Genomic DNA, 19,934 nt, shown 5'->3' with positions numbered 1-19,934 from the left:
CGACCGTGCAGGTCGCGGCGATCAACGAGTGGCTGTGACCGACTTTGATACACGCCCTAGGCGAGCCTTTTCCTCGTCAGCCCTAAGCAGCCAACCTTTACGCAAGGCGTTGGGAATCCGTGGTCACGGACCACCGGAGCTGACGGCGTGGACCATTACGCCGCTATCGGCTCGATATGAGTCACCGCGTGACGACGGCCAGCTGGTGCCGCTCGTAGCGTGCTTAGCTGTACGCCAGCCACCACTGACTCCGCGTGGACGTGGCTTGCGTCGCACAGCTCGATCGTTCCGGTGGGCGGGCGAGCCGTCAGGGGAGGCGCCAGAGTTGGAAGGTGGGGCCGGTGGCGGGCAGGGTCAAGGTGCCGTCGGCGGCCGGGCGTAGCGGGGGTGCGCCGCCGTACAGGTTGACCAGTGCCGGAGCAGCAGCGTCCGGCGGGGCCACCAGACCGGTCAGCCGCACCGGAGCACCCGACGAACGCCGGGCCAACGCCAACACCGACCCGGTCGGCGACTCCCGCAGATAGACCAGGGCATCGTCATCGGCGTACACCCAGCGAAGGCCGCCGTGCCGCAGCTCCGGCACCTCCCGACGCAACGCCACCAACGCCCGATACACCCCGAACGTCGCACCGTCCCACGAACCCGGCCGATCCCACGGCATCGGCGTCCGCGAACCCTCCCCGTTCTCCCCCCGCAACCCCAACTCATCCCCGGCGAACACCATCGGCGTCCCCGGCAACGTGAACTGCAACCCGGCCGCCACCTCCTGCCGCCCCGCGTCCCCCACCACCGTCCGCACCCGGGCCGAATCATGCGAGCCGAGCAGCTGCCACGAATGCACCAACGACCGCCACGACACCAACGCCCCGAACGCCCGCATTTCGCCAACGCCGCCGACCCCGACCGGGCCGGCACACCCCGTGGACCGGTAGAGCGGCTTCCGCAGATTCTGCCGCCGTCGGTCATAGGAGGCATCCGGCGGCGGCTGGCGACGCTCCCGCGCTACTGGAAGGGATGCTTCCCGTTGCGGGAACCATCCCCCGCCTCCCCTCTTGACATTCCGTCGTCGACGAATTCCCTGGCAGGGCCAGGAATTGCCCGACGCAGATGGTTGAAGGCGGCATTCACCAGGTGGGATACTGTCCAAAATCGATTACCGCCACAGGCAGTTCGCCGCGTCACGCATCAGTTGAGCGCCACACTTCGGGGGTGTCATGCAGAACCATCCGCTCACCGCAGCACGCGAACGCCTGGGCCTCACCCGCCGGCAACTCGCCGACGCAGTCAACAAGATCCTCTACCCCGACCCCGGACAAGCAGCCCACAGCGCCTTCACCGCCAACTACCTGGGCAAACTCGAAAACGGCAAGATCCGCTACCCCGCCGAGGACTACCGCACCGCCCTACGCACCGCCCTCAACGCCGACACCGACGACGAACTCGGATTCCGGCCCGCACGCGAGCTGAGGACCACAGTCGCCCTGGTCCGAAGGGTGTACTCCCGATCGTCGAGACATGAGAGTGAGCCAGCCGGCGTACTCCCAGGGAACGACGTGCGACCCGGGCAGATGCCAGAGCACGGCGAGGCTGGAGAACCGGACACGAACCGTCGCTCCCTGCTCCAGGGGATCGCGGCGGTCGCTGCCTCGGCCGGTCTACTCGGCGGCTCCGCCGATGGCGGCTCGCGTCGGGTGGGCCACAGCGACATCGACCGGCTCGACGCCGTGATCTCCCTCTACCGATCTATCGACTACGAACGCGGGGGTGGCGCGCTCTACCGCGACGTCGCACACCTGGCCGACTCCGCGTCAGCCATGCTGGATCAGCCCTACCCCTCATCGGTGGGCTCTCGGTTGCTGCGGTCGGTCGCGTCAGTCCGACAACTGGCGGGTTGGACCGCGTTCGACGCCTGCCGACATCTCGATGCACAGAGGCACTTCCTCCTGGCCGAGCGGATGGCGGTCGCCGCGAACGATGTTCTGCTCACAGCGCGGGTGCGCTACTGCCAGGCCCGCCAGTTCCAGCACCTGCGCCACAACAAGGACGCGCTGGAGACGCTTCGGCTGGCCCGCGACGAGGTAGGTCGACGGGTCACCCCGGCTGTCAGCGCAATGCTGCACGGAGCCGAGGCCGCCTCCATAGCCGCTCTCGGCGACGGGCCGTCGGCAACACGCGCCCTCGGGTCGGCCACAGACGAGTTCGACCGCATCAACCCGGACAACGAACCAGACTGGATGCGCTTCTACGACCGCGGCGAACTCCTCGCTCAGTACGGACGGGTCTACCGCGACCTCGCCCGGAAAAAAGAAAGCGACCGCTACGGTGAGGCCGCAACCCGCACCGTTACTGAAGCGATCGACACGCTGGGGTCACAGAACGTACGGAGCAGCGTGCTCAGCGGCGTCAGCTTGTGCAGTTCACTGTTCCTGGCAGACGAACCCGACGAGGCAGTAACCGTCGGCGCTCGCGTCATCGAACAAGCCCGGCAGCTCAGCTCACCACGCATCCTGGACCGCATCCACAACCTGCGCCGGGATCTGAAGCGCCACGCGCACATGTCCACCGTCGCCGACTTCTCCCGCACCGTAGCTGCGGTAGGCGTAGGCACCTGATGACCGGATCGGCCGGACGGTTTACCGAGCAGGCGATGAGAGCAGCGATGCACCAGATCGCCGCCCGACTCGGCATCGCCGCCGGCGACGCCCAACTGCTACGGATGACCAACAACGCCGTGTACGCACTCCCCTCAGCCGGCCTCGTCATCCGCATCACCCGATCCCACGCCCTGCACGACCGGGCGCTGAAGGTCGCCCGCCTGGCAACCTGGTTCGCAGCAGTCGACGCCCCGACGATCCGCCTCGCCCCCGACATCAACCAGCCGGTACGGGTCGACGACCTCTCCGCAACGGTGTGGCGGCTCGTCGCCCCCACGCCACGACCGCCGACCGTCGAGGAACTCGGTCAGGTACTCCGCGAGTTCCACTCACTCGGCTTGCCACAGTTCCCGCTGCCCGAGTGGGACCCGGTCGGCGACGTCCGCACCCGTCTCACCGACTCGGAAGCGCTGAACGCCGACGACCGAGACTTCCTGTTGGACTGGTGCAACCGGCTCGCACCACGCGTCGCGGACCTGAACGCTCAGGCTCGCGGCCTGGTTCACGCCGACGCACACGTCGGCAATCTGCTCCGCGAAGCGGACGGCCGCGTGGTCCTCTGCGACTTCGACCCGACCTGCATCGGCCCGTGGCAGGTCGACCTAGCCGCCGTCGCCGTCGGCGAGATCCACTTCGGCCGGGCCGGTGCCCACCAGGCCCTCGCTTCGGCGTACGGCTACGACGTCACCACCGACCCCGCCTGGCCGACCCTTCGCGAAGCCCGCGAACTGAAGATGATCGCCGCCGCCGTGCCCCTACTCGCCAGCACCCCCGGCGTCGACGACGAGTTCGCCGTCCGCCTGGCCTCCGCCCGCCACAAAGACGACACCGTACGCTGGACCCCCTTCGCCAACCTCACGGTCCGATCAGGCTGAAGTCGGGTAGCGATGCCGCAGCCCTAGATCAGGTGTTCCAGGCACAACCAAGAACTGCGGCGACCACGGAAGAGCAGCTACTTTCGCAACTGGGCAAACTCGACAATCTTTCTTCCGGTCAGCTGCCTTGTCTCGTTGCCATTTCTGACATACAGCGCATCGTCACTTCCGATGGAGGCCCACACCAGGCTTTCGGACCTGGCAACCTCGAGAACCACCACAATATGGGGATCAAGGTTCACGGTCTTGAACCGCACATATTGAGAGACAATCTCAGTTCCTATGCGATCAGACAGGAGGCTTCCCATGAGCCATCGCTCGTATTGATCCAAGCTGCCACGGAAGGTCTGGAGGTCCTCAGCAATTCCCCGGATGCCACCGTTGTCATCCACGCCTACAATAAGGGTTCCGCCATCTGAATTGAGAAACGCCGCGACCGTCTTGAGGATAGCATCCTCTATAGCGGAATCCTTCTTGCCACTATGGAGATTCCACCGAGCGGTCGACTTGAACTCCAGACAAGCACTCTCCGATTGCGCAAGAAGCTGACGAAGGTCGAGTCGCTCTTTAAGATCAGCTGCGCGCAACTCGGCCTTCGCGCCAAGAGAATTGAGCGCAATTAGGTTATCCGACCATCTCGGTCGCTTTTCATTATCCAGGTGAATAAATCCCAACTTCCACAAAGCGGAAACCGCCGCGTCGCCCTCCACTCCAACGCCTCGCCATTCATTCATTTCATGCTCACTTTTTGCGCGAAGCATCTCAACCATAACGAAATGATAGGAGGCCAGCGAACGCAAAATCTCCGACCACTTCTTTCCAGCGTCGTCCGTCCAGGATGAGTACGCGCTATCGACATGCCTTTCTTGAACCTCAATTCGACCCACTAAATCGGAGTCTTGTGGCTGCTCATCAAGCACCTGCTTCCGTACGGCCGATGCCAAGTCCCGGACAAAGAAGGGAAATCCGCCCGTGTATCGATGCACGGAAGCGAGCGCCTCGGGTGACCAGTCGAGCATCATCATGACCCCTAGCTCCCTCACCAACTCAGCCGACTCCGACTGACTGAACGGCGGAAGGTAGTGTGAGTCAACGAAGCCAAACAAAGGGTTGTCGATCTCGTCAGAGATCATGCTTTGGTCAAAGAATTCTGTCGTCAGGCCAGTGAAGAACAACGACAGATTGTCCGAGGTCTGAGCCGCTCGCCGCAACGCGCCAAGAAAGAGCCGGACTTTGTCCGGCGACTCTCGTTTAAGCCGACGAAGGTTCTCCACCTCGTCGATGGCCACCACGAACAGGATTTCGGCGTTTTGCCTTGCAACACGGGAAAGACGCGCAGAAAGGGCCCCAAATGTTGCAACCTCATGATCACTTTCAGGTCCGAGCCAAATACTCGGGCGCGACTGGCGGATTACACGCAAGGCGTTAACGAGGTCTTGTGAAATCTGACGGGGGATGTCGTCGATCGAATCAACCGACTCAAGATCCGTGACGATCAGAGCAAGGCCCGTTGATTCCTCTCTGAATTGCAACTCGCGCAGCAGCGATGTCTTGCCGGAGCGCCGAAGGCCAAAAAGGCCGACTGAGCGACCGCTCCTTAGATCAGCGGAAACCGCCTGTATGGTATCTATTCGGCCAAAGAAGTCTCTGCCTGACACGGGATCCTTGCCGCCGTATAGATCCCTCGATCCCAACACGGTCGCGATCGACTTTCGTAACGTCGATATGATCGAGTCTACACCACCATCGAGGCCGGGGATGCTAGCAACCAGCGAGGACGACTTATCTGCATTCCAAGCCTTGATGTGCCTGTCGAGCGCCGGGTCCCTCGAGGAAATCAGTGCGAGATGAGAGTCGGGCGTGAATCGAACCGTACCATAGATGTTACGCTGCGCTTCCGCAATCTCCTTGCGAGCTTCGTTCAAGAGCTTATTGAATGCACGTCTTTGAAAGTCGTCGTAGGGACTAAACAGCAGGAGAACTTCGCCATTTATCGAAAAGCTCGCCTCCATCTCCTGCCCCAAACGCCCGAGAACAAGCCAGCATTTTTTGAGGTCGGGGTCCTTTGATTCGTAGAAGAAAAACAGAGGAGTTCTATTGGTTGACGTCCTTAATGCCCTATCAAGGTTGGCAGCTTCTGGAAATCTGCCAAAAAATGCTTCTCGATATCTATCCAAGTTTGGAGGCATGCACTGCACCCTACTGGAGGCGATAGCCCCGGCGCCACGCCGAACGCACCGTGCCATCCATCTCAAGTTGAGCACAAGCAGCAAATGTCCGATTTTCTCCATTGGTCGCATATCACTGCAATGCGCGGCCCCTTGGACAGGTAATAGAATGTCGCAGTTAGCGAAGCCTTACTTGGACGGCCATTGGGACAACGACTCGCCAATCTGTTGGGTCCGCATCCGCGCGCGGCGGATAAAGGGCTCATGGCGGCGCGGCACAGGTCGCCGCGCTACGACGGCCAGCGGCTAGCACCTTCGGTACTGGGCTGAACGCCAGCCATATCGACAGGCGAGTTTGACGTGGCTGTCGTACAGCTCATGGTCCCGCCGAGGCAGTTCAGCGCGTCAGGGGAGGTGCCAGAGTTGGAAGGTGGGGCCGGCGGCGGGCAGGGTCAGGGTGCCGTCGGCGGCCGGGTGCAGCGGTGGTGCGCCGCCGTACAGGTTGACCAGTGCCGGAGCAGCAGCGGACGGCGGGGCCACCAGACCGGACAGGCGCACCAGAGCACCCGACGACCGCCGGGCCAGCGCCAACACCGACCCGGTCGGCGACTCCCGCAGGTAGACCAGGGCGTCGTCATCGACGTACACCCAACGAAGCCCGCCGTGCCGCAGCTCCGGCACCTCCCGAGGCAACGCCGCCAACGCCCGATACACCTCGAACGTCGCACCGTCCCACGAGCCCGGCCGATCCCACGGCATCGGCGTCCGCGAACCCTCCCCGTTGTCGCCCCCCAACCCCAACTCGTCCCCGGCGAACACCATCGGCGTCCCCGGCAACGTGAACTGCAACCCGGCCGCCACCTCCTGCCGCCCCGCGTCCCCCACCACCGTCCGCACCCGGGCCGAATCATGCGAGCCGAGCAGCTGCCACGAATGCACCAACGACCGCCACGACACCAACGCCCCGAACGCTCGCATCGTCGCCAACGCCGCCGACCCGGACCGGGCCGGCACCCCACCCGGTACGCCGAGGAAGTCCGGCAACTCCAACGATGATGACCGCAGCCAGCTCCACACCGGCCGGGTGAACCCGGCATAGTTCATCGTGCCGTGCCAACCATCGGCGTCCAGGTCACGGGTGAAGTCGTGCCCGTGCTCGGCGACGATCAGCCCGTCCGGCCGAGTGTCGGCGACCGCCCGACGCAGCAAGGCGGCCACCTCCAGGGTGAGCGCATCGGCACCGCGCCGGCCTGTCATGTTCGCCACGTCGATCCGCCAACCGTCCAACCCGTACGGCGGCAGCAGCCACCGCCGCGCCACCGAGGCTGGCCCATCGACGAAGCGTCGCCGCAGCTCAGCGCTGCCCCAGTTGAGTTTCGGCAGCGACTTCACACCCAGCCACGACTCGTAGTCGCCGTCGTCGCCGAAGTAGTACAGCTCCCGCTCCGCCGACGTCACGTCCGACACGGCGGCGGTGAACCACGGGTGGGCGTCGCCGGTGTGGTTGCTGGTGACGTCGCCGAGCAGCCGCCAACCACGAGCGTGCACCGCCGCCGACAGCCGCGCCAGGGCCTCGTCCCCGCCGAGCAGCGGGTCGACGTGGTCGAACGCGGCGGCGTCGTACCGGTGATTGGACCGGGCCGGGAAGATCGGCGTCAGGTAGACGGTGTTGACGCCGAGCCGCTCCAGGTGGTCGAGCCGCTCCCGGATGCCGTCCAGGTCGCCGCCGTAGAACTGGTAGGGCGTCTCCGGCCCGCGCCCGACGACCGGGGTGTCCCAGTCGCACCGGATCGCCCACTCCGGCAGCTCCCGCCCGTCAGCGGCAGCCGACCGGGCGAACCGGTCCGGGAAGATCTGGTAGATCACCGCGTCGGCGGCCCAGGCCGGCGGCGCATCGTGGGTGACGAGCCGGAAGTCGGTGGCGTCCGGCACGTCGTGGTCGACCTCGCCGACCCCGGTCAACCAGCGCCGCCCACCCCCGCCGCCAGCAGACCCGCCGCCAGCAGACCCGCCAGCAGCAGACCCGGCCGGGCCGTCGCCGCCGGCGAGCAGGAAACGGTACGGCGTGACCGGGTTACCGGCCTCCACCTCGCCCCGCCACCACACGTCCCCGTTCGGGTCCTGCCGGTCGACCACCGCCTCGGAGAAGCGTGGCTCACCGTCGGCTGTGGAGCGTACCCACAGGTTGTCGACCGGCCGCGCACCCGCCGGCACCCGGACGAAGACCGACACCCGATCACCCAGGTTTACCCCGGCGGCGGCACCCGGCGCATACAACGATGATCCGTCGTGGTGCGCCTCGAACAGCTGGCCCACAAGCTAACCCTTCACAGACCCGGAGGTGAGACCGGAGACGATGTAGCGGCTGAGCAGCTGGAACACCAGCACCGTCGGGATCGCCGTCAACAGCGTGCCGGCGGCGAAGATCCCGAAGTTGTTGTTCCGCTCCCCCGCCACCAGGCCGTACATGCCGACCGCCAGCGTCTTCGCCTCCGGGTTGGTCAGGAAGACGTTGGCGATCAGGAACTCGTTGATGGTGTTGATGAACGCCAGCAGCCCGGTGACCGCCAGGATCGGCGCCACCAGCGGCAGCATGATCCGGAAGAACACCTGGGCGTGCGACGCCCCGTCCATGGTGGCCGACTCGTCCAACTCCCTCGGCAGCGTGTCAAAGAAGCCTTTCATCAGCCACGTGTTCACCCCGAGCGCGCCGCCGAGGTAGAGCAGCATCAGCCCCCACGGGGTGTTGAACCCGATCGTCGGCCACAGGTCGGTGATCGTCGAGAAGATCAGGAAGATCGCGACGATCGCCAGGAACTGCGGGAACATCTGGATCAGCAGCAGCGACAGCAGCCCGACCCGGCGGCCCCGAAACCGCATCCGGGAGAAGGCGTACGCCGCCAGCGACGACAGGAACACCGACGCGAACGACGCCAGCCCGGCGATCAGCAGCGAGTTGCCGAACCACCGGCCGAACGACGTGTCGGCGAACAGCCGCCGGAAGTTGTTGCCCGACGCCCCGGTCGGGAACAGGTCGGTCGACGACAGGGTGCCCAGCGGGTTCACCGCCGCCGACAGCACGAACACGATCGGGAACAGCGAGAACGCCACGGCCAGCAGCGCCACCAGGTGCCGCCAGCCGACCCGACCCAGCCAGCGGGTCAGCGAGCGCTGCTTCATCCGTACACCTCTTCCTGTTGCCGGGTGCGCCGGAAGCTGACCGCGGAGATCACCGCGACGAGCGTGAAAATGAAGATCGAGATGGCGGCGGCGAAGCCGTACTGGGCGCCGGCCGCGCCGAACGCCAACCGGTACGTGTAGGTGATCAGCAGGTCCGTCGCGCCGACGCTCGGGTTGTCCGCCGGAAACGGCCCACCCTCGGTCGTCAGATAGATCGCGTTGAAGTTGTTGAAGTTGAACGCGAACGAGGCGATCAGCAGCGGCGTCAACGCCACCAGCAGCAGCGGCAGCGTCACCCGTCGGAACGCCTGCCACGGGTTCGCGCCGTCGATCGAGCTGGCCTCGGTCAGCTCCTTCGGGATGGCCTGCAACGCGCCGGTGGCGACCAGGAACATGTACGGGTACCCGAGCCACAGCTGTACGCCGATCACCGCCAGCCGGGCCGACCAGTCCTGCCCGAACCAGTCCACAGTCAACCCGAAGAACTGGTTGATCAGCCCGAAGTCGGTGTTGAACATGTCCCGCCAGACCAGCAGCATCGCGAACGACGGCATCGCGTACGGCAGGATCAGCAGCACCCGGTAGAGGTTGCGCCCCCGCACCCGGTCGGAGTGCAGCGCCAGGGCGCAGAGCAGCCCGAGGACGAACGTGCCGCCGGTGGAGCCGATCGCGAAGGCGAAGTTCCAGACCAGGGTGCCGAGGAACGGCCCCGAGATGCTGCGGTCGGTCAAAACGCGGGTGAAGTTGTCCAGCCCGACGCCGACCCGCCAGCCCTGCAGCAGCCGGTCACCGTCGGCGGAGACGAACGAGCCGGCGTCGTCGTCGGCCGTCCACACCGTGCCCGTCACGGTGTCGGTGACACAGTCACAATCATCGTCGTACGCCCGGACCGCGACCCCTTCGTACGCCCGCGACAGCCCGATGGAGCGGATCGCCCCGTCGTCGGTCGGCACCGCCAGGTCGGTGATCTCCTGGCTGCGGGCACTGGCCTGACCGGCGTTGAGCAGCGTGAAGCCGTCGGCCGCCGTCACCTTGCCGGTGTCGGTGACGGTGACGTCGCCGGCCGGCAGCTCGGTCAGCCCGTCGGCGTCACCGGCGTAGACGACCCCGTCGGCCGGGTCGACGACCAGCAGCACCAGGTCACCGGTGGCGGCGTCGCCGACCGTGGCGACGGTCATCGCGTACTCGATGGATCCTGGGACCTGGACCACCGACGTGGCCTGGATGGCCGCGATCGCCTCGGTTTTGCTGCCCCGGTGGCCGTCGCCGAAGTTGGTGAACGCGGTGGAGGCGGTGTAGAGCACCGGGAAGATCTGGAAGGCGATCAGGAACAGGGTGCCGGGGATCAGGTACTTCGCCGGCACGTGTCGCCGACCCAGGTAGAGGTAGCCGATGCCGGCGGTCGTGGCGACCAGGATGCCGAGCCCGACCCACGCCTCGGCGGCGATCAGCGGGAACGCCGCCCAGATCGCGATCGCCGCGACCAGCCCGAGCAGCAGCGCCTTGGCCAGCAGACCGCCGGCCGTGACCGGGTGCGGGGCCCGCTGCTCGGCGGACCCCGCTCCGGTTGGTCCGGTGTCGCGCATTACTTGATCTGTTCGGCGATCGTCTGACCGGCCGCGGTCATCGTGCTCGCCACGTCGGCACCGCCGACGATCGCGGCCTCGGCCTTGCCGAACGGGTCCCAGATGGCGGCCATCTCGGGGATCGCCGGCAGCACCGCGCCGCCCTGCCCGGCCTGCTGGAACTTGGCCAGATCCGGGTCGGCTCCGGAGACCTGCTCCAGGGCGGCGGTCAGCGCCGGCGGGCGCGGCTCGGCCTCGTACAGGGCGACGGCCAGGTCGGTCTGGGTGGTGTAGTTGGCGACGAACTCCTGCGCCAACGCCTTGTTCTCGCCCTTCGCGGCGACGTAGAAGGTCTGCACGCCGACGAACGGCTGCGCGGGTGCGCCACCGGCGAAGCCGGGGACCGGGCTGATGTCGTACGCGATGTCGGCGCCCTTGGCGTCGGTGATCGCCCACGGCCCGGAGACCAGGAAGGCGCACTTGCCACTGGTGAAGGTGGCGATCGAGTTCTCCGGGGTGATGGAGCGCTTCAGCGCGCCGGAGCCCTTCTCGCCCAGCGTGGCGATCTTCTCGAACGCGGCGATCGACTCCGGGGTGCCGACACCGAGTTGGGTCGGGTCGTAGTCGCCTTCGGCGGTGGTGCCGAACAGGCTGCCGCCGGCCGAGATGTAGAGCGGGTACAGGTGGTAGGCGTCGCCGTTCTGCCCGACCTGCAGGCAGAGGATCTCCGACACCTTGCCGTCGGCCTTGAGCTGCTCGCCGGTGGCGACGAGGTCTTCGATCGTCGCGGGGGCGTCGGGGGCGAGCGCGGTGTTGCGGATCAGGGCGACGTTCTCCATCGCGTACGGGACGCCGTAGACCTGGCCGTTGAAGGTGACCGCCTGGATGGCGACCTCGGCGAAGCCGGCGGTCTGGTCGGCGGTGAGCTGGACCGGCTCGATCGCGCCGTTCTGCACCAGGTTGCCGATCCAGTCGTGCGCGCCGACCATCACGTCCGGGCCGCTGCCCTGCTGCGACGCGGTGACGAAGGTGGTCTGCTGGTCCTTGGAGATCGCCTGGACCTCGACGGTGACGCCGTTGTCTTCGCCGAACTTCTCGGCGAACGGGGCGAGGGCGGCGCTGCGCTTGTCGTCGGCCCAGATGACCAGGGTGCCGCCGTCGGCGGTGTCGGGGCTGTCGGTGCTGGCGGGTTCGCCGTCGCTGCTGCCGCAGCCGGTGGCGGCCAGCGCGAGCGCGGCGGCCAGCCCGGCGGCCACCGTCGTGGTACGGACGCGCATCGGGACTCCTGTCCTGGAAGTTATTGCAGTTCGGTGCCGTGTTTCAGCACGCAGCCTGTCTTGTGTTGCCGGGACGTTAGCAAGACGTTGCAAGCAATGGAAGGGCTTGCAGGCGCAACCGCAAGAACTTGCCGGTGCGCTACCGTGAACGCCATGCGCGCACGACTGTCCGACATCGCCCGCCAGGCCGAAGTCAGCGAGGCCACGGTGTCCCGGGTGCTCAACGACCGCCCCGGGGTGGCCACCGAGACCCGCCAGGCGGTGCTGACCGCGCTCGACGTGCTCGGCTACGAACGCCCGGCCCGGCTGCGCAAACGCAGCGCCGGACTGGTCGGCCTGGTCGTGCCGGAGCTGGACAACCCGATCTTCCCGGCGTTCGCGCAGACCATCGAGTCGGCGCTGGCCCAGTCCGGCTACACGCCGGTGCTCTGCACCCAGACCCCCGGCGGGGTCACCGAGGACGAGTACGTGGAGATGCTGCTGGACCGGCAGGTCGCCGGCATCGTCTTCGTCTCCGGCCTGCACGCCGACACCGCCGCCGACCACGACCGCTACCGCAAACTGATCGCCCGGCCGCTGCCGATCGTGCTGATCAACGGGTACGCCGACGGCATCGAAGCCCCGTTCGTCTCCTGCGACGACCGGGAAGCCGGCGAGCTGGCCGTGGCCCACCTGGTCTCCCTCGGCCACCGGCGGATCGGGCTGATCACCGGGCCGGACCGGTTCCTGCCGGTGCAGCGCAAACTGGCCGGCTTCCGCGCGGCGATGCAGCGGCTGGTCGGCGCCAGCGACGCCGAGATCGACGAGCTGACCGCCCTGTCACTGTTCGGTGTGGAGGGTGGTAAGGCGGCGGCGAACCGCTTGCTGGACAAGGGGGTCACCGGGATCACCTGCGGTTCTGACCTGATGGCGCTCGGCGCGATCCGGGCCGCCCGGCAGCGCGGCCTGTCGGTGCCCGGCGATGTGTCGGTGGTCGGCTACGACGACTCGCCGCTGATGGCGTTCACCGATCCGCCGCTGACCACGCTGCGCCAGCCGGTGATCGCGATGGCGGTGGCGGCGGTCCGGGCCCTGGTCGACGAGATCAACGGGCACGCCGCCCCGAACTCGGAGTACGTGTTCCGCCCCGAGCTGGTGGCCCGTGGCTCCACCGGGATCGCTCCACAGGTCACCCACCTCGCCGCCGCCGCTGCCACCACCGGCTGATTGCCTTGCGCAAGGCTTGCTTGACGCTTGCAGCAACTGCCGGGCATCCTCGATAGGGAGCCCAGCACCCGCAGCGCGCTGACTCAACGGCGAGGCCAGCATCGCACCGACAGGACGGGGAACCCGTGACGATCGATCCTGCCCAGGCCCACCCGCGCACCGCCCGGGACGACTGGTGGCGCACCGCCGCCGTCTACCAGGTGTACGTGCGCAGCTTCGCCGACTCCGACGGCGACGGCATCGGCGACCTGCAGGGCATCCGCAGCCGCCTGCCGTACCTGCGAGACCTTGGCGTCGACGCGCTCTGGCTGACCCCGTTCTACCGCTCCCCGATGATCGACGGCGGCTACGACGTCGCCGACTACCGCGAGGTCGACCCGATGTTCGGCGACCTCACCGACTTCGACGAGATGATCGCCGACGCGCACGCGCTCGGCCTGCGGATCATCGTCGACATCGTGCCGAACCACACCTCCGACGTACACCCGTGGTTTGTCGCGGCGCTCGCCGCCGCGCCCGGGTCGGCGGAGCGTGACCGGTACATGTTCCGCGACGGCCGCGGCGACAATGGCGACGAGCCGCCCAACGACTGGGAGTCGATCTTCGGCGGGCCGGCCTGGACCCGGCTGCCCGACGGCCAGTGGTACCTGCACCTGTTCGACCCGGCCCAGCCCGACCTCAACTGGCGCCACCCCGAGGTCCGGGCCGAGTTCGAGCAGATCCTGCGCTTCTGGCTGGACCGGGGCGTCGACGGGTTCCGGATCGACGTCGCCCACGGGATGATCAAGGCCGACGGGCTGCCGGACATCGGCTGGACCTCGGCCACCACCGGCCGCCGGCAGATCGAACTGCTCGGCAAGGGCCGGCTGCCCTACTTCGACCAGGACGAGGTGCACGACATCTACCGCACCTGGCGGCCGATCCTGGACAGCTACCCCGGCGGGCGGATGGCGATCGCCGAAGCGTGGGCGGAGACCCCGCAGCGGCTGGCCCGCTACATCGGCCCCGACGAGCTGCACCAGGCGTTCAACTTCGACTTCCTCGACGCCACCTGGTCGGCCGACTCGTTCCACAAGGTGATCGACACCGCGCTCGCCGAAGCGACGATCGTCGGCGCGCCGACCACCTGGGTGCTGTCCAACCACGACAAGCAGCGGCACGTCACCCGGTACGGCGACGGCGAGGTCGGGCTGCGGCGGGCCCGCGCCGCCGCGCTGCTGATGTTCGCCCTGCCCGGCAGCACCTACCTCTACCAGGGTGAGGAGCTGGGCCTGCCGGAGGTCCTCGACCTGCCCGACCACCTGCGGCAGGACCCGGCGTTCGGCCGTACCGGGGCCAGCCGCGACGGCTGCCGGGTGCCGCTGCCGTGGCGCGGCGACACCCCGCCGTACGGCTTCGGGCCGGCCGGCTCGGTCGAATCCTGGCTGCCGGCCCCGGCCGACTGGGCGCCGCTGACCGCACAGGCCCAGGCCGGCGACCCGGACTCGACGCTGCAGCTGTACCGACAGGCCCTGGCCGTCCGGGCCGAGCATCCGGCGCTGCGCGACGCCCCGGCCGGCGACGGCACCGGGCTGACCTGGGTGGAGGCCGGGCCGGGCGTGTTGGCGTTCCGCCGTACCGGCGAGGCGACGCTGGTCTGCGTGGTCAACCTCAGTGGTGCGCCGGTGGCGGTCGACGGGTACGGCGTACCGCTGATCACCAGCGCGCCGCTGGACGGACCGCCCGGTCGCCGACTGCTGCCGGTCGACGCCGCCGCCTGGTTCCAGCCGGCCTGACACCCGTTTCGCCCCGGCCGGCTGGCAGGGTGCGGCCAGGTTTACGACAGCCTGCCGCCGGGTATGGCTCGGGCAGGAAACACCGGTCGTTCGTCGAGCCGGAAGCGCCGCCGGGCGGCTGGGCAAGGACCCCTTGTGGTGGGGGGCGAAGGTGGTGACGGTGCCCCGGGACCAGAAATGGTCCCGGGGCACCACCACTGACGGTCAGCTTTTGGCGGTCAGCATGTTGGCGATGCGGACCATGCCGGCGCGTACCTCGTCCGGTGACGGCGGCGGCGACGGCTCGACATGCCGCTCCTGCGGTTCGGCGTCGTTGCCGCCGACCAGGTCCTCGAAGTCGTCGTACTCGGCGACGTCCTCGTCGGCGGAGGCCTGGGCGGCGGCCAGTTCGCCGCGGATCTCTTCGACGGTGACCAGGGTCAGCAGCGGCTCGACCACCGCCATCAACTCCTCGTCGGCGACCACCGTCTCGGCCAGGGCCAGCGCGTGCGCCCGTTCGTACGGCCCGCACACCACCGGTTCCCACTCGCCGTCCTGGTCGCCGAGCGGCCCGAAGGTGATGATCCATGGCATCGTGTGCGCCGGCGAGTCGTCCGGCAGCTCAAGCGTGACTAGTGCCCCCACCTGACCGATCATCGTCGTACGCCGGAGACCGTCGACGGCTTTTGCGGCTTTTACTGCTTTTGGCGGTGCCGATCCGGCCGTCCATGGCGTACGCCCCGCCGCCCGCCGGGCTGTCAGGTCGACCACCCGGCCGTGCCGGCTGGTTGCGGCCAGCGCCGCGCCGAACAGCAGCAGCTGGTTGAGCAGGTAGAGATAGATCAGCAGACCGACCGCGCCGGCCACCACGGTGTACGCGGGATTGCGCTCGAACCGGCCGACGTAGAACCGCCCGGCGGTGTTCAGCACGGTCAGCCCGAGCGCCACCACGAGAATCGGGGCGACCAGCCGCCGGGCGGACATCCGTAGCCGGGGCACCGCGACCAGCAGCGCCGAGGCGAGCACCAGGTTGATCACGAAGGCGAGCAGCACGCTCGCGACGGCCGCAGCGGCCGATCCTTCGCCGAGCAGCCAGCCGAGTAGCGACCGCAGCGCGTCGACCGCACCGACCGAGATGCCGATCAGCAGGAACGCCCCGACGAGTACGGCGAGGTCGACGATCTGCCGTACCCCGAAGTAGCCGGGCTGCTGGTCGAGCCGGTAGACGAACCGCTGCGAGGACCGGATCGCCTCCACCCAGCCGATGCCGGTCAACGCGAGCAGCACCAGGCCGACGACGCCGACCTGGCCACTGTTGCGCTGGATCTGGGCCAGGTCCAGAAACGGCAGGTTCTGCAGCAGGAAGTCGGCGACCGCCGCGCTGACCTCGGCGTTGGCCTCCACCAGGGCACCGAAGACCCAGTACGCGACCAGACCGAGGGCGAAGACGGCGAAGAACCCGTAGTACGCGATCGCCGCAGCCAGCCGCCCGCCCAGCACCTGGTTGTAGCGTTCCACCGCCCGCCAGAGGTGATCCAGGCGCGGGTACCGCCGCCGGGACCGGTCCAGCGCCCGCTGGGTGCCGGACCAGGCCCGGCCGAAAACGTTCACCCCGTCATCCTGGTGCACCGGTCATCCCGGTGCACCCTTCATCCTGGTGCGCCGGGACGCCGCCGGGTGGTCAGCCGCCGAGTGGGAAATCCCGGCGCGGACGCCACCGCCCCTCACCGCTGTGCGAGAAGAGCGTGAACGAGTCGACCTCGAACTGCGCCTCGAAGCCGGCGAGGTCGTCGTACACCTTGTCCATCGCGTCGGTCGGCACGTCCTGGGCGACGGTCACGTGCGGGTGGTACGCGAACCGGCTCTCCCGGATGAGCTGGTCGGCGGTGCCGATCGCCGAGGCGAGCAGCTCACACTCGCTGATCCCGGCCGCCACCGCGACGAAGACCACCTCGGTGATCGGCCGGAACGTGCCGGTCCCGCGCAGGTGCAACGGGTACGGCGGATGCGCGGCGGCCACCGCCGCCAGGTGCGCCTCCACCTCGGCCAGCTGATCTTCGACGATGTCGGTCGGGCCGAGCAGGGTGATGTGCGCGGGCACGTACTCGGCGGCCGGGTCGCCGGCCTCGGCCCGGCGGCGGGTCAGCTCCTCGCCCCAGGGCTGCGGGATGTCGATGGCGACGCCGATCCGCACCTGACCGGGAGCTGGTCGCGCGCCGATGACGGACACTGTCAGACAGTCCCCGCGGGTGCCAGGAAGCCGACCCGGTCGTACACGGCGGCGAGCGTCGCGGCCGCCACCGCCTCGGCCTTCCCGGCGCCGATCGCCAGGATCTTGTCCAGCTGGGCCGGGTCGTCGAGGTAGCCGCGGGTGCGCTCCTGGATCGGCCGGACGAACTCCACCGCCACCTCCGCCAGGTCCTTCTTCAGGTCACCGTAGCCCTTGCCCTGGTACGCGGCGGTCAGCTCGTCGAGCGTCCGGCCGCTGAGCGCGGCGTAGATGGTGAGCAGGTTGCTGATACCGGGCTTGCTCTCCGGATCGTAGATGATCTCGCGGCCGGTGTCGGTGACCGCCGAGCGGATCTTCTTCGCCGATTTGGCCGGGTCGGCCAGCAGGTCGATGATGCCGGCCGGGGAGGACGACGACTTGGACATCTTGGCAGTCGGGTCCTGCAGGTCGAGGATCTTGGCGGTGTCCCGGACGATGTACGGGGCCGGCACGGTGAAGGTGGCGCCGAACCGGGTGTTGAACCGCTGGGCCAGGTCCCGGGTGAGCTCCAGGTGCTGCCGCTGGTCCTCGCCGACCGGGACCGCGTCGGCCTGGTAGAGCAGGATGTCGGCGGCCTGCAGCACCGGGTACGTGAACAGCCCCACGCTGGCCCGCTCGGCGCCCTGCTTGGCAGACTTGTCCTTGAACTGGGTCATCCGGCTCGCCTCGCCGAACCCGGTGATGCAGCCCATGACCCAGGCGAGCTGGGCGTGCTGCGGAACCTGGGACTGGACGAACAGGGTGCACCGGCCCGGGTCGAGGCCGGCGGCGAGCAGCTGGGCGGCGGCCACCCGGGTCCGCTGACGCAGCACCTGCGGGTCGTGCCCGGCGGTGATCGCGTGCAGGTCGACCACGCAGTAGAAGGTGTCGTGGGTGTCCTGCATCGCCACCCAGTTGCGCACCGCGCCGAGGTAGTTGCCGAGGTGAAACGAGTCGGCGGTGGGCTGGATGCCGGAGAGCACCCGGGGGCGGGAGGCGGGCTCGGACATGTCGACAATTCTGACAGCACCGGTGGATCGATGTCTCGCCGGTATCCGACCGGCGGCCGCCGGTCGGCAATGTTCGGCTCTGTTGGATTTACCCGTAGCCACTGTTGATTCCTGGCCGGATGTGGTGGAATCTTCACCGGACGACCGGCGGAGTGAAGGGACACCGATCGTGACACTCCCGGTAGCCGGCGGCGGCGCAGGCGACAGCGACGCGGGGCCGGTCACCCGCCGCGCTCACGACGGCTTCCAGCAGCGGTACGGCGTACCGCCAGCCGGTTCGTGGGCGGCACCTGGACGGGTCAACCTGATCGGCGAGCACACCGACTACAACGACGGCTTCGTGCTGCCGTTCGCCCTGCCGCACCGCACCGTCGTCGCGGCGAGCCTGGCAGAGGCAGCCGGAGAGGCCGGCCCGGCAGAGCCCGGCTGGACCGTCTGGTCGGAGCAGTCCGGCGAGGAGATCGCGTTCAGCGCCGCCGACGCGGACCGGCCCGGCGCGGTCGACGGCTGGGGCGGCTACGTCGCCGGCGTGGTGTGGGCGCTGCGCGAGGCCGGGTACCCCGTACCGGCCGTCCGGATGGCGATCGCGTCCGACGTACCGCTCGGCGCCGGTCTGTCGTCGTCGGCCGCGCTGGAGGCCGCGGTGCTGACCGCCCTGGCCGACCTCGGCGGCATCGGCACCGACCAGCTGCCGGTGGCCCGGCGGCCGGCGCTGGCCCAGCGGGCGGAGAACGGCTACGCCGGGGTGCCCTGCGGGATCATGGACCAGTCGGCGTCGATCCGTTGCCGGGCCGGGCATGCGCTGTTCCTGGACTGCCGGTCACTCGACGTCGACCACGTCCCGTTCGACCTGGCCGCCGCCGGGCTGGCCGTCCTGGTGGTCGACACCCGGGCCCCGCACCGGCACGTCTCCGGCGAGTACGCCGCCCGGCGGGCCGCCTGCGAACGGGCGGCCGGGCTGCTCGGCGTGCCGGCGCTGCGCGACGTGCCGGTCGATGGTCTGCCAGCCGCCCTGGACCGGCTGCCGGACGACCCGATACGACGCCGGGTCCGGCACGTGGTCACCGAGAACCACCGGGTCCGGGAAACGGTCACGCTGCTGCGGGCCGGCCGGATCCGCGAGATCGGTCCACTGCTGACCGCCTCGCACGCGTCGATGCGTGACGACTTCGAGATCACCGTGCCGGAGGTGGACGTCGCGGTGACCGCGGCGTTGGCCGGCGGCGCGTACGGTGCCCGGATGACCGGCGGCGGCTTCGGCGGCTGCGTGTTGGCGCTGGTCGATGCGGATGCCGCCGACCGGGTGGCGGCCACAGTGGGCGCGGCGTACGCCGAGCACGGCTTCCCGCCACCGACGTTCTTCACCGCCCTGCCCTGCGCGGGAGCCAAACGGATCCACTAACCTCGCCGCGACACATTAGACCAGTGGCGGCGGAGGTGCCCGTGGTGCAGGAGATGACCGACCGGCCGGCGGAGGACACCCCGTTCCTGGTCCGGATCGACGGACGCCGGTTCCTGATCTGGGCCGGCGGGCTGGCCGCCGTCTGCTGGTTGCTGGCCGGTGGGCTGCTCGGCGGGGTGGCGTACCTGGCCGCGAGGGAGGCGGCGGCCGGCCGCACGGCGACAATGGCGTTGGCCGGTCTGCCGGTGCTGCTGCTCGGCGGGTTGCTGGCCGCGACGGTTGTCATGTGGCACGGCCGGTTCACCGGCCGGGGCCCGGTGCTGGCCGCCGACCGGACCGGGGTCTGGGTGGCGAACGGAAGTTTCCGCGCCAACCCGGTCTGGCTGCCGTGGGACGCGGTGTCGGCGGTGCAGGTCCGCCGGACCGGGATCGAGGACTTGATCTTCATCGACGCGCAGACGCCGCACCCGGCGGTGCCGCCGGGTGCCCGGCTGATGGTGCCGACCATGCTGCTGGACTGCGGCAGCACCCAGATCGTCGCGGCGCTCGGTGCGCTGGCCGCCGGCCGGGCCCCGGTCTACGGACGCTGGTGAAA

General features: G+C 68.6%; 15 protein-coding genes and 1 pseudogene. 6 read left to right on the top strand and 10 right to left on the bottom strand.

Annotation, left to right across the window (positions count from 1 at the left end; translation table 11 throughout):
• Positions 1 to 307: 307 nt before the first annotated feature.
• Positions 308 to 880 carry an alpha-amylase family glycosyl hydrolase gene (locus tag ACFHWS_RS22910; protein WP_416569009.1) on the bottom strand — a complete coding sequence of 191 codons (573 nt, stop codon included), beginning with the start codon at positions 878 to 880 and terminating at the stop codon, positions 308 to 310.
• Positions 881 to 1,214: 334 nt separating this feature from the next.
• Between ACFHWS_RS22910 and ACFHWS_RS22905 the strand changes: the two genes are divergently transcribed.
• Together ACFHWS_RS22905 and ACFHWS_RS22900 are read left to right on the top strand one after the other, a co-directional pair.
• Entirely contained in the window at positions 1,215 to 2,612 is a 1,398-nt protein-coding gene (locus ACFHWS_RS22905) for a helix-turn-helix domain-containing protein (RefSeq protein WP_416569008.1), read from the top strand.
• Complete coding sequence (locus ACFHWS_RS22900) at positions 2,612 to 3,529, top strand: phosphotransferase family protein (RefSeq protein ID WP_416569007.1); 918 nt, start codon at positions 2,612 to 2,614, stop codon at positions 3,527 to 3,529. The genes ACFHWS_RS22905 and ACFHWS_RS22900 overlap by 1 nt, the downstream gene beginning before the upstream one ends.
• Before the next feature lie 77 nt (positions 3,530 to 3,606).
• Here the strand turns inward: ACFHWS_RS22900 and ACFHWS_RS22895 are convergent, their stop codons facing one another.
• The 5 genes from ACFHWS_RS22895 to ACFHWS_RS22875 form a co-directional block, all read right to left on the bottom strand.
• Complete coding sequence (locus ACFHWS_RS22895; RefSeq protein ID WP_416569006.1) at positions 3,607 to 5,718, bottom strand: RNA-binding domain-containing protein; 2,112 nt, start codon at positions 5,716 to 5,718, stop codon at positions 3,607 to 3,609.
• A gap of 384 nt (positions 5,719 to 6,102) precedes the next feature.
• On the bottom strand, positions 6,103 to 8,013 hold the full coding sequence (locus ACFHWS_RS22890; RefSeq protein ID WP_416569005.1) for a glycoside hydrolase family 13 protein: 1,911 nt from the start codon (positions 8,011 to 8,013) through the stop codon (positions 6,103 to 6,105).
• A gap of 3 nt (positions 8,014 to 8,016) precedes the next feature.
• The gene (locus ACFHWS_RS22885; RefSeq protein ID WP_282225489.1) at positions 8,017 to 8,877 is read right to left on the bottom strand and encodes a sugar ABC transporter permease; all 861 of its coding nucleotides are present in this window, start codon (positions 8,875 to 8,877) and stop codon (positions 8,017 to 8,019) included.
• Positions 8,874 to 10,463: an ABC transporter permease subunit gene (locus tag ACFHWS_RS22880; RefSeq protein ID WP_416569004.1), complete on the bottom strand. Its 1,590-nt coding sequence runs from the start codon at positions 10,461 to 10,463 to the stop codon at positions 8,874 to 8,876. The genes ACFHWS_RS22885 and ACFHWS_RS22880 overlap by 4 nt, the downstream gene beginning before the upstream one ends.
• Complete coding sequence (locus ACFHWS_RS22875) at positions 10,463 to 11,719, bottom strand: sugar ABC transporter substrate-binding protein (RefSeq protein ID WP_416569003.1); 1,257 nt, start codon at positions 11,717 to 11,719, stop codon at positions 10,463 to 10,465. Before ACFHWS_RS22875 ends, ACFHWS_RS22880 begins: the two co-directional genes overlap by 1 nt.
• Before the next feature lie 153 nt (positions 11,720 to 11,872).
• On the opposite strand from ACFHWS_RS22875, the gene ACFHWS_RS22870 reads away from it, so the two are divergent.
• Both ACFHWS_RS22870 and ACFHWS_RS22865 read left to right on the top strand, forming a co-directional pair.
• Positions 11,873 to 12,925 (top strand): LacI family DNA-binding transcriptional regulator, encoded by a 1,053-nt coding sequence (locus ACFHWS_RS22870; RefSeq protein ID WP_416569002.1) that lies wholly within the window; start codon positions 11,873 to 11,875, stop codon positions 12,923 to 12,925.
• 131 nt (positions 12,926 to 13,056) lie between these two features.
• The gene (locus ACFHWS_RS22865) at positions 13,057 to 14,700 is read left to right on the top strand and encodes a glycoside hydrolase family 13 protein (RefSeq protein ID WP_416556922.1); all 1,644 of its coding nucleotides are present in this window, start codon (positions 13,057 to 13,059) and stop codon (positions 14,698 to 14,700) included.
• 204 nt (positions 14,701 to 14,904) lie between these two features.
• Here the strand turns inward: ACFHWS_RS22865 and ACFHWS_RS22860 are convergent, their stop codons facing one another.
• The 4 genes and pseudogenes from ACFHWS_RS22860 to trpS all read right to left on the bottom strand — a co-directional run bounded on the left by ACFHWS_RS22860 (position 14,905) and on the right by trpS (position 17,937).
• Positions 14,905 to 15,324 (bottom strand): hypothetical protein, encoded by a 420-nt coding sequence (locus tag ACFHWS_RS22860; RefSeq protein WP_416556921.1) that lies wholly within the window; start codon positions 15,322 to 15,324, stop codon positions 14,905 to 14,907.
• 108 nt (positions 15,325 to 15,432) lie between these two features.
• A pseudogene (locus ACFHWS_RS22855) lies at positions 15,433 to 16,290 on the bottom strand (YihY/virulence factor BrkB family protein); the annotation flags it as partial.
• A gap of 70 nt (positions 16,291 to 16,360) precedes the next feature.
• On the bottom strand, positions 16,361 to 16,909 hold the full coding sequence (locus ACFHWS_RS22850; protein WP_416556909.1) for a 2'-5' RNA ligase family protein: 549 nt from the start codon (positions 16,907 to 16,909) through the stop codon (positions 16,361 to 16,363).
• 2 nt (positions 16,910 to 16,911) lie between these two features.
• Positions 16,912 to 17,937 (bottom strand): tryptophan--tRNA ligase, encoded by a 1,026-nt coding sequence (gene trpS / locus ACFHWS_RS22845; RefSeq protein WP_416569001.1) that lies wholly within the window; start codon positions 17,935 to 17,937, stop codon positions 16,912 to 16,914.
• Positions 17,938 to 18,106: 169 nt separating this feature from the next.
• On the opposite strand from trpS, the gene galK reads away from it, so the two are divergent.
• Complete coding sequence (gene galK, locus ACFHWS_RS22840) at positions 18,107 to 19,339, top strand: galactokinase (protein WP_416569000.1); 1,233 nt, start codon at positions 18,107 to 18,109, stop codon at positions 19,337 to 19,339.
• A 44-nt stretch (positions 19,340 to 19,383) separates the two neighbouring features.
• A complete protein-coding gene (locus tag ACFHWS_RS22835) occupies positions 19,384 to 19,932 on the top strand; it encodes a hypothetical protein (protein WP_416568999.1) in 549 nt (182 codons plus the stop codon).
• Positions 19,933 to 19,934: the final 2 nt, after the last annotated feature.

Source organism: Micromonospora sp. LOL_013, from assembly GCF_048060315.1.
In the GTDB taxonomy this organism is placed as follows: domain Bacteria; phylum Actinomycetota; class Actinomycetes; order Mycobacteriales; family Micromonosporaceae; genus Micromonospora_E.
The sequence above is the reverse complement of the archived record's forward strand: the minus strand, read 5'-3'. Positions and strand labels throughout refer to the sequence as shown.

Excerpts from the sequence above, each read along its gene's own strand:
- ACFHWS_RS22910 (WP_416569009.1), bottom strand. The coding sequence starts at position 880 with ATGCGGGCGTTCGGGGCGTTGGTGTCGTGGCGGTCGTTGGTGCATTCG.
- ACFHWS_RS22905 (WP_416569008.1), top strand. The coding sequence starts at position 1,215 with ATGCAGAACCATCCGCTCACCGCAGCACGCGAACGCCTGGGCCTCACC.
- ACFHWS_RS22900 (WP_416569007.1), top strand. The coding sequence starts at position 2,612 with ATGACCGGATCGGCCGGACGGTTTACCGAGCAGGCGATGAGAGCAGCG.
- ACFHWS_RS22895 (WP_416569006.1), bottom strand. The coding sequence starts at position 5,718 with ATGCCTCCAAACTTGGATAGATATCGAGAAGCATTTTTTGGCAGATTT.
- ACFHWS_RS22885 (WP_282225489.1), bottom strand. The coding sequence starts at position 8,877 with ATGAAGCAGCGCTCGCTGACCCGCTGGCTGGGTCGGGTCGGCTGGCGG.
- ACFHWS_RS22880 (WP_416569004.1), bottom strand. The coding sequence starts at position 10,463 with ATGCGCGACACCGGACCAACCGGAGCGGGGTCCGCCGAGCAGCGGGCC.
- ACFHWS_RS22875 (WP_416569003.1), bottom strand. The coding sequence starts at position 11,719 with ATGCGCGTCCGTACCACGACGGTGGCCGCCGGGCTGGCCGCCGCGCTC.
- ACFHWS_RS22870 (WP_416569002.1), top strand. The coding sequence starts at position 11,873 with ATGCGCGCACGACTGTCCGACATCGCCCGCCAGGCCGAAGTCAGCGAG.
- trpS (WP_416569001.1), bottom strand. The coding sequence starts at position 17,937 with ATGTCCGAGCCCGCCTCCCGCCCCCGGGTGCTCTCCGGCATCCAGCCC.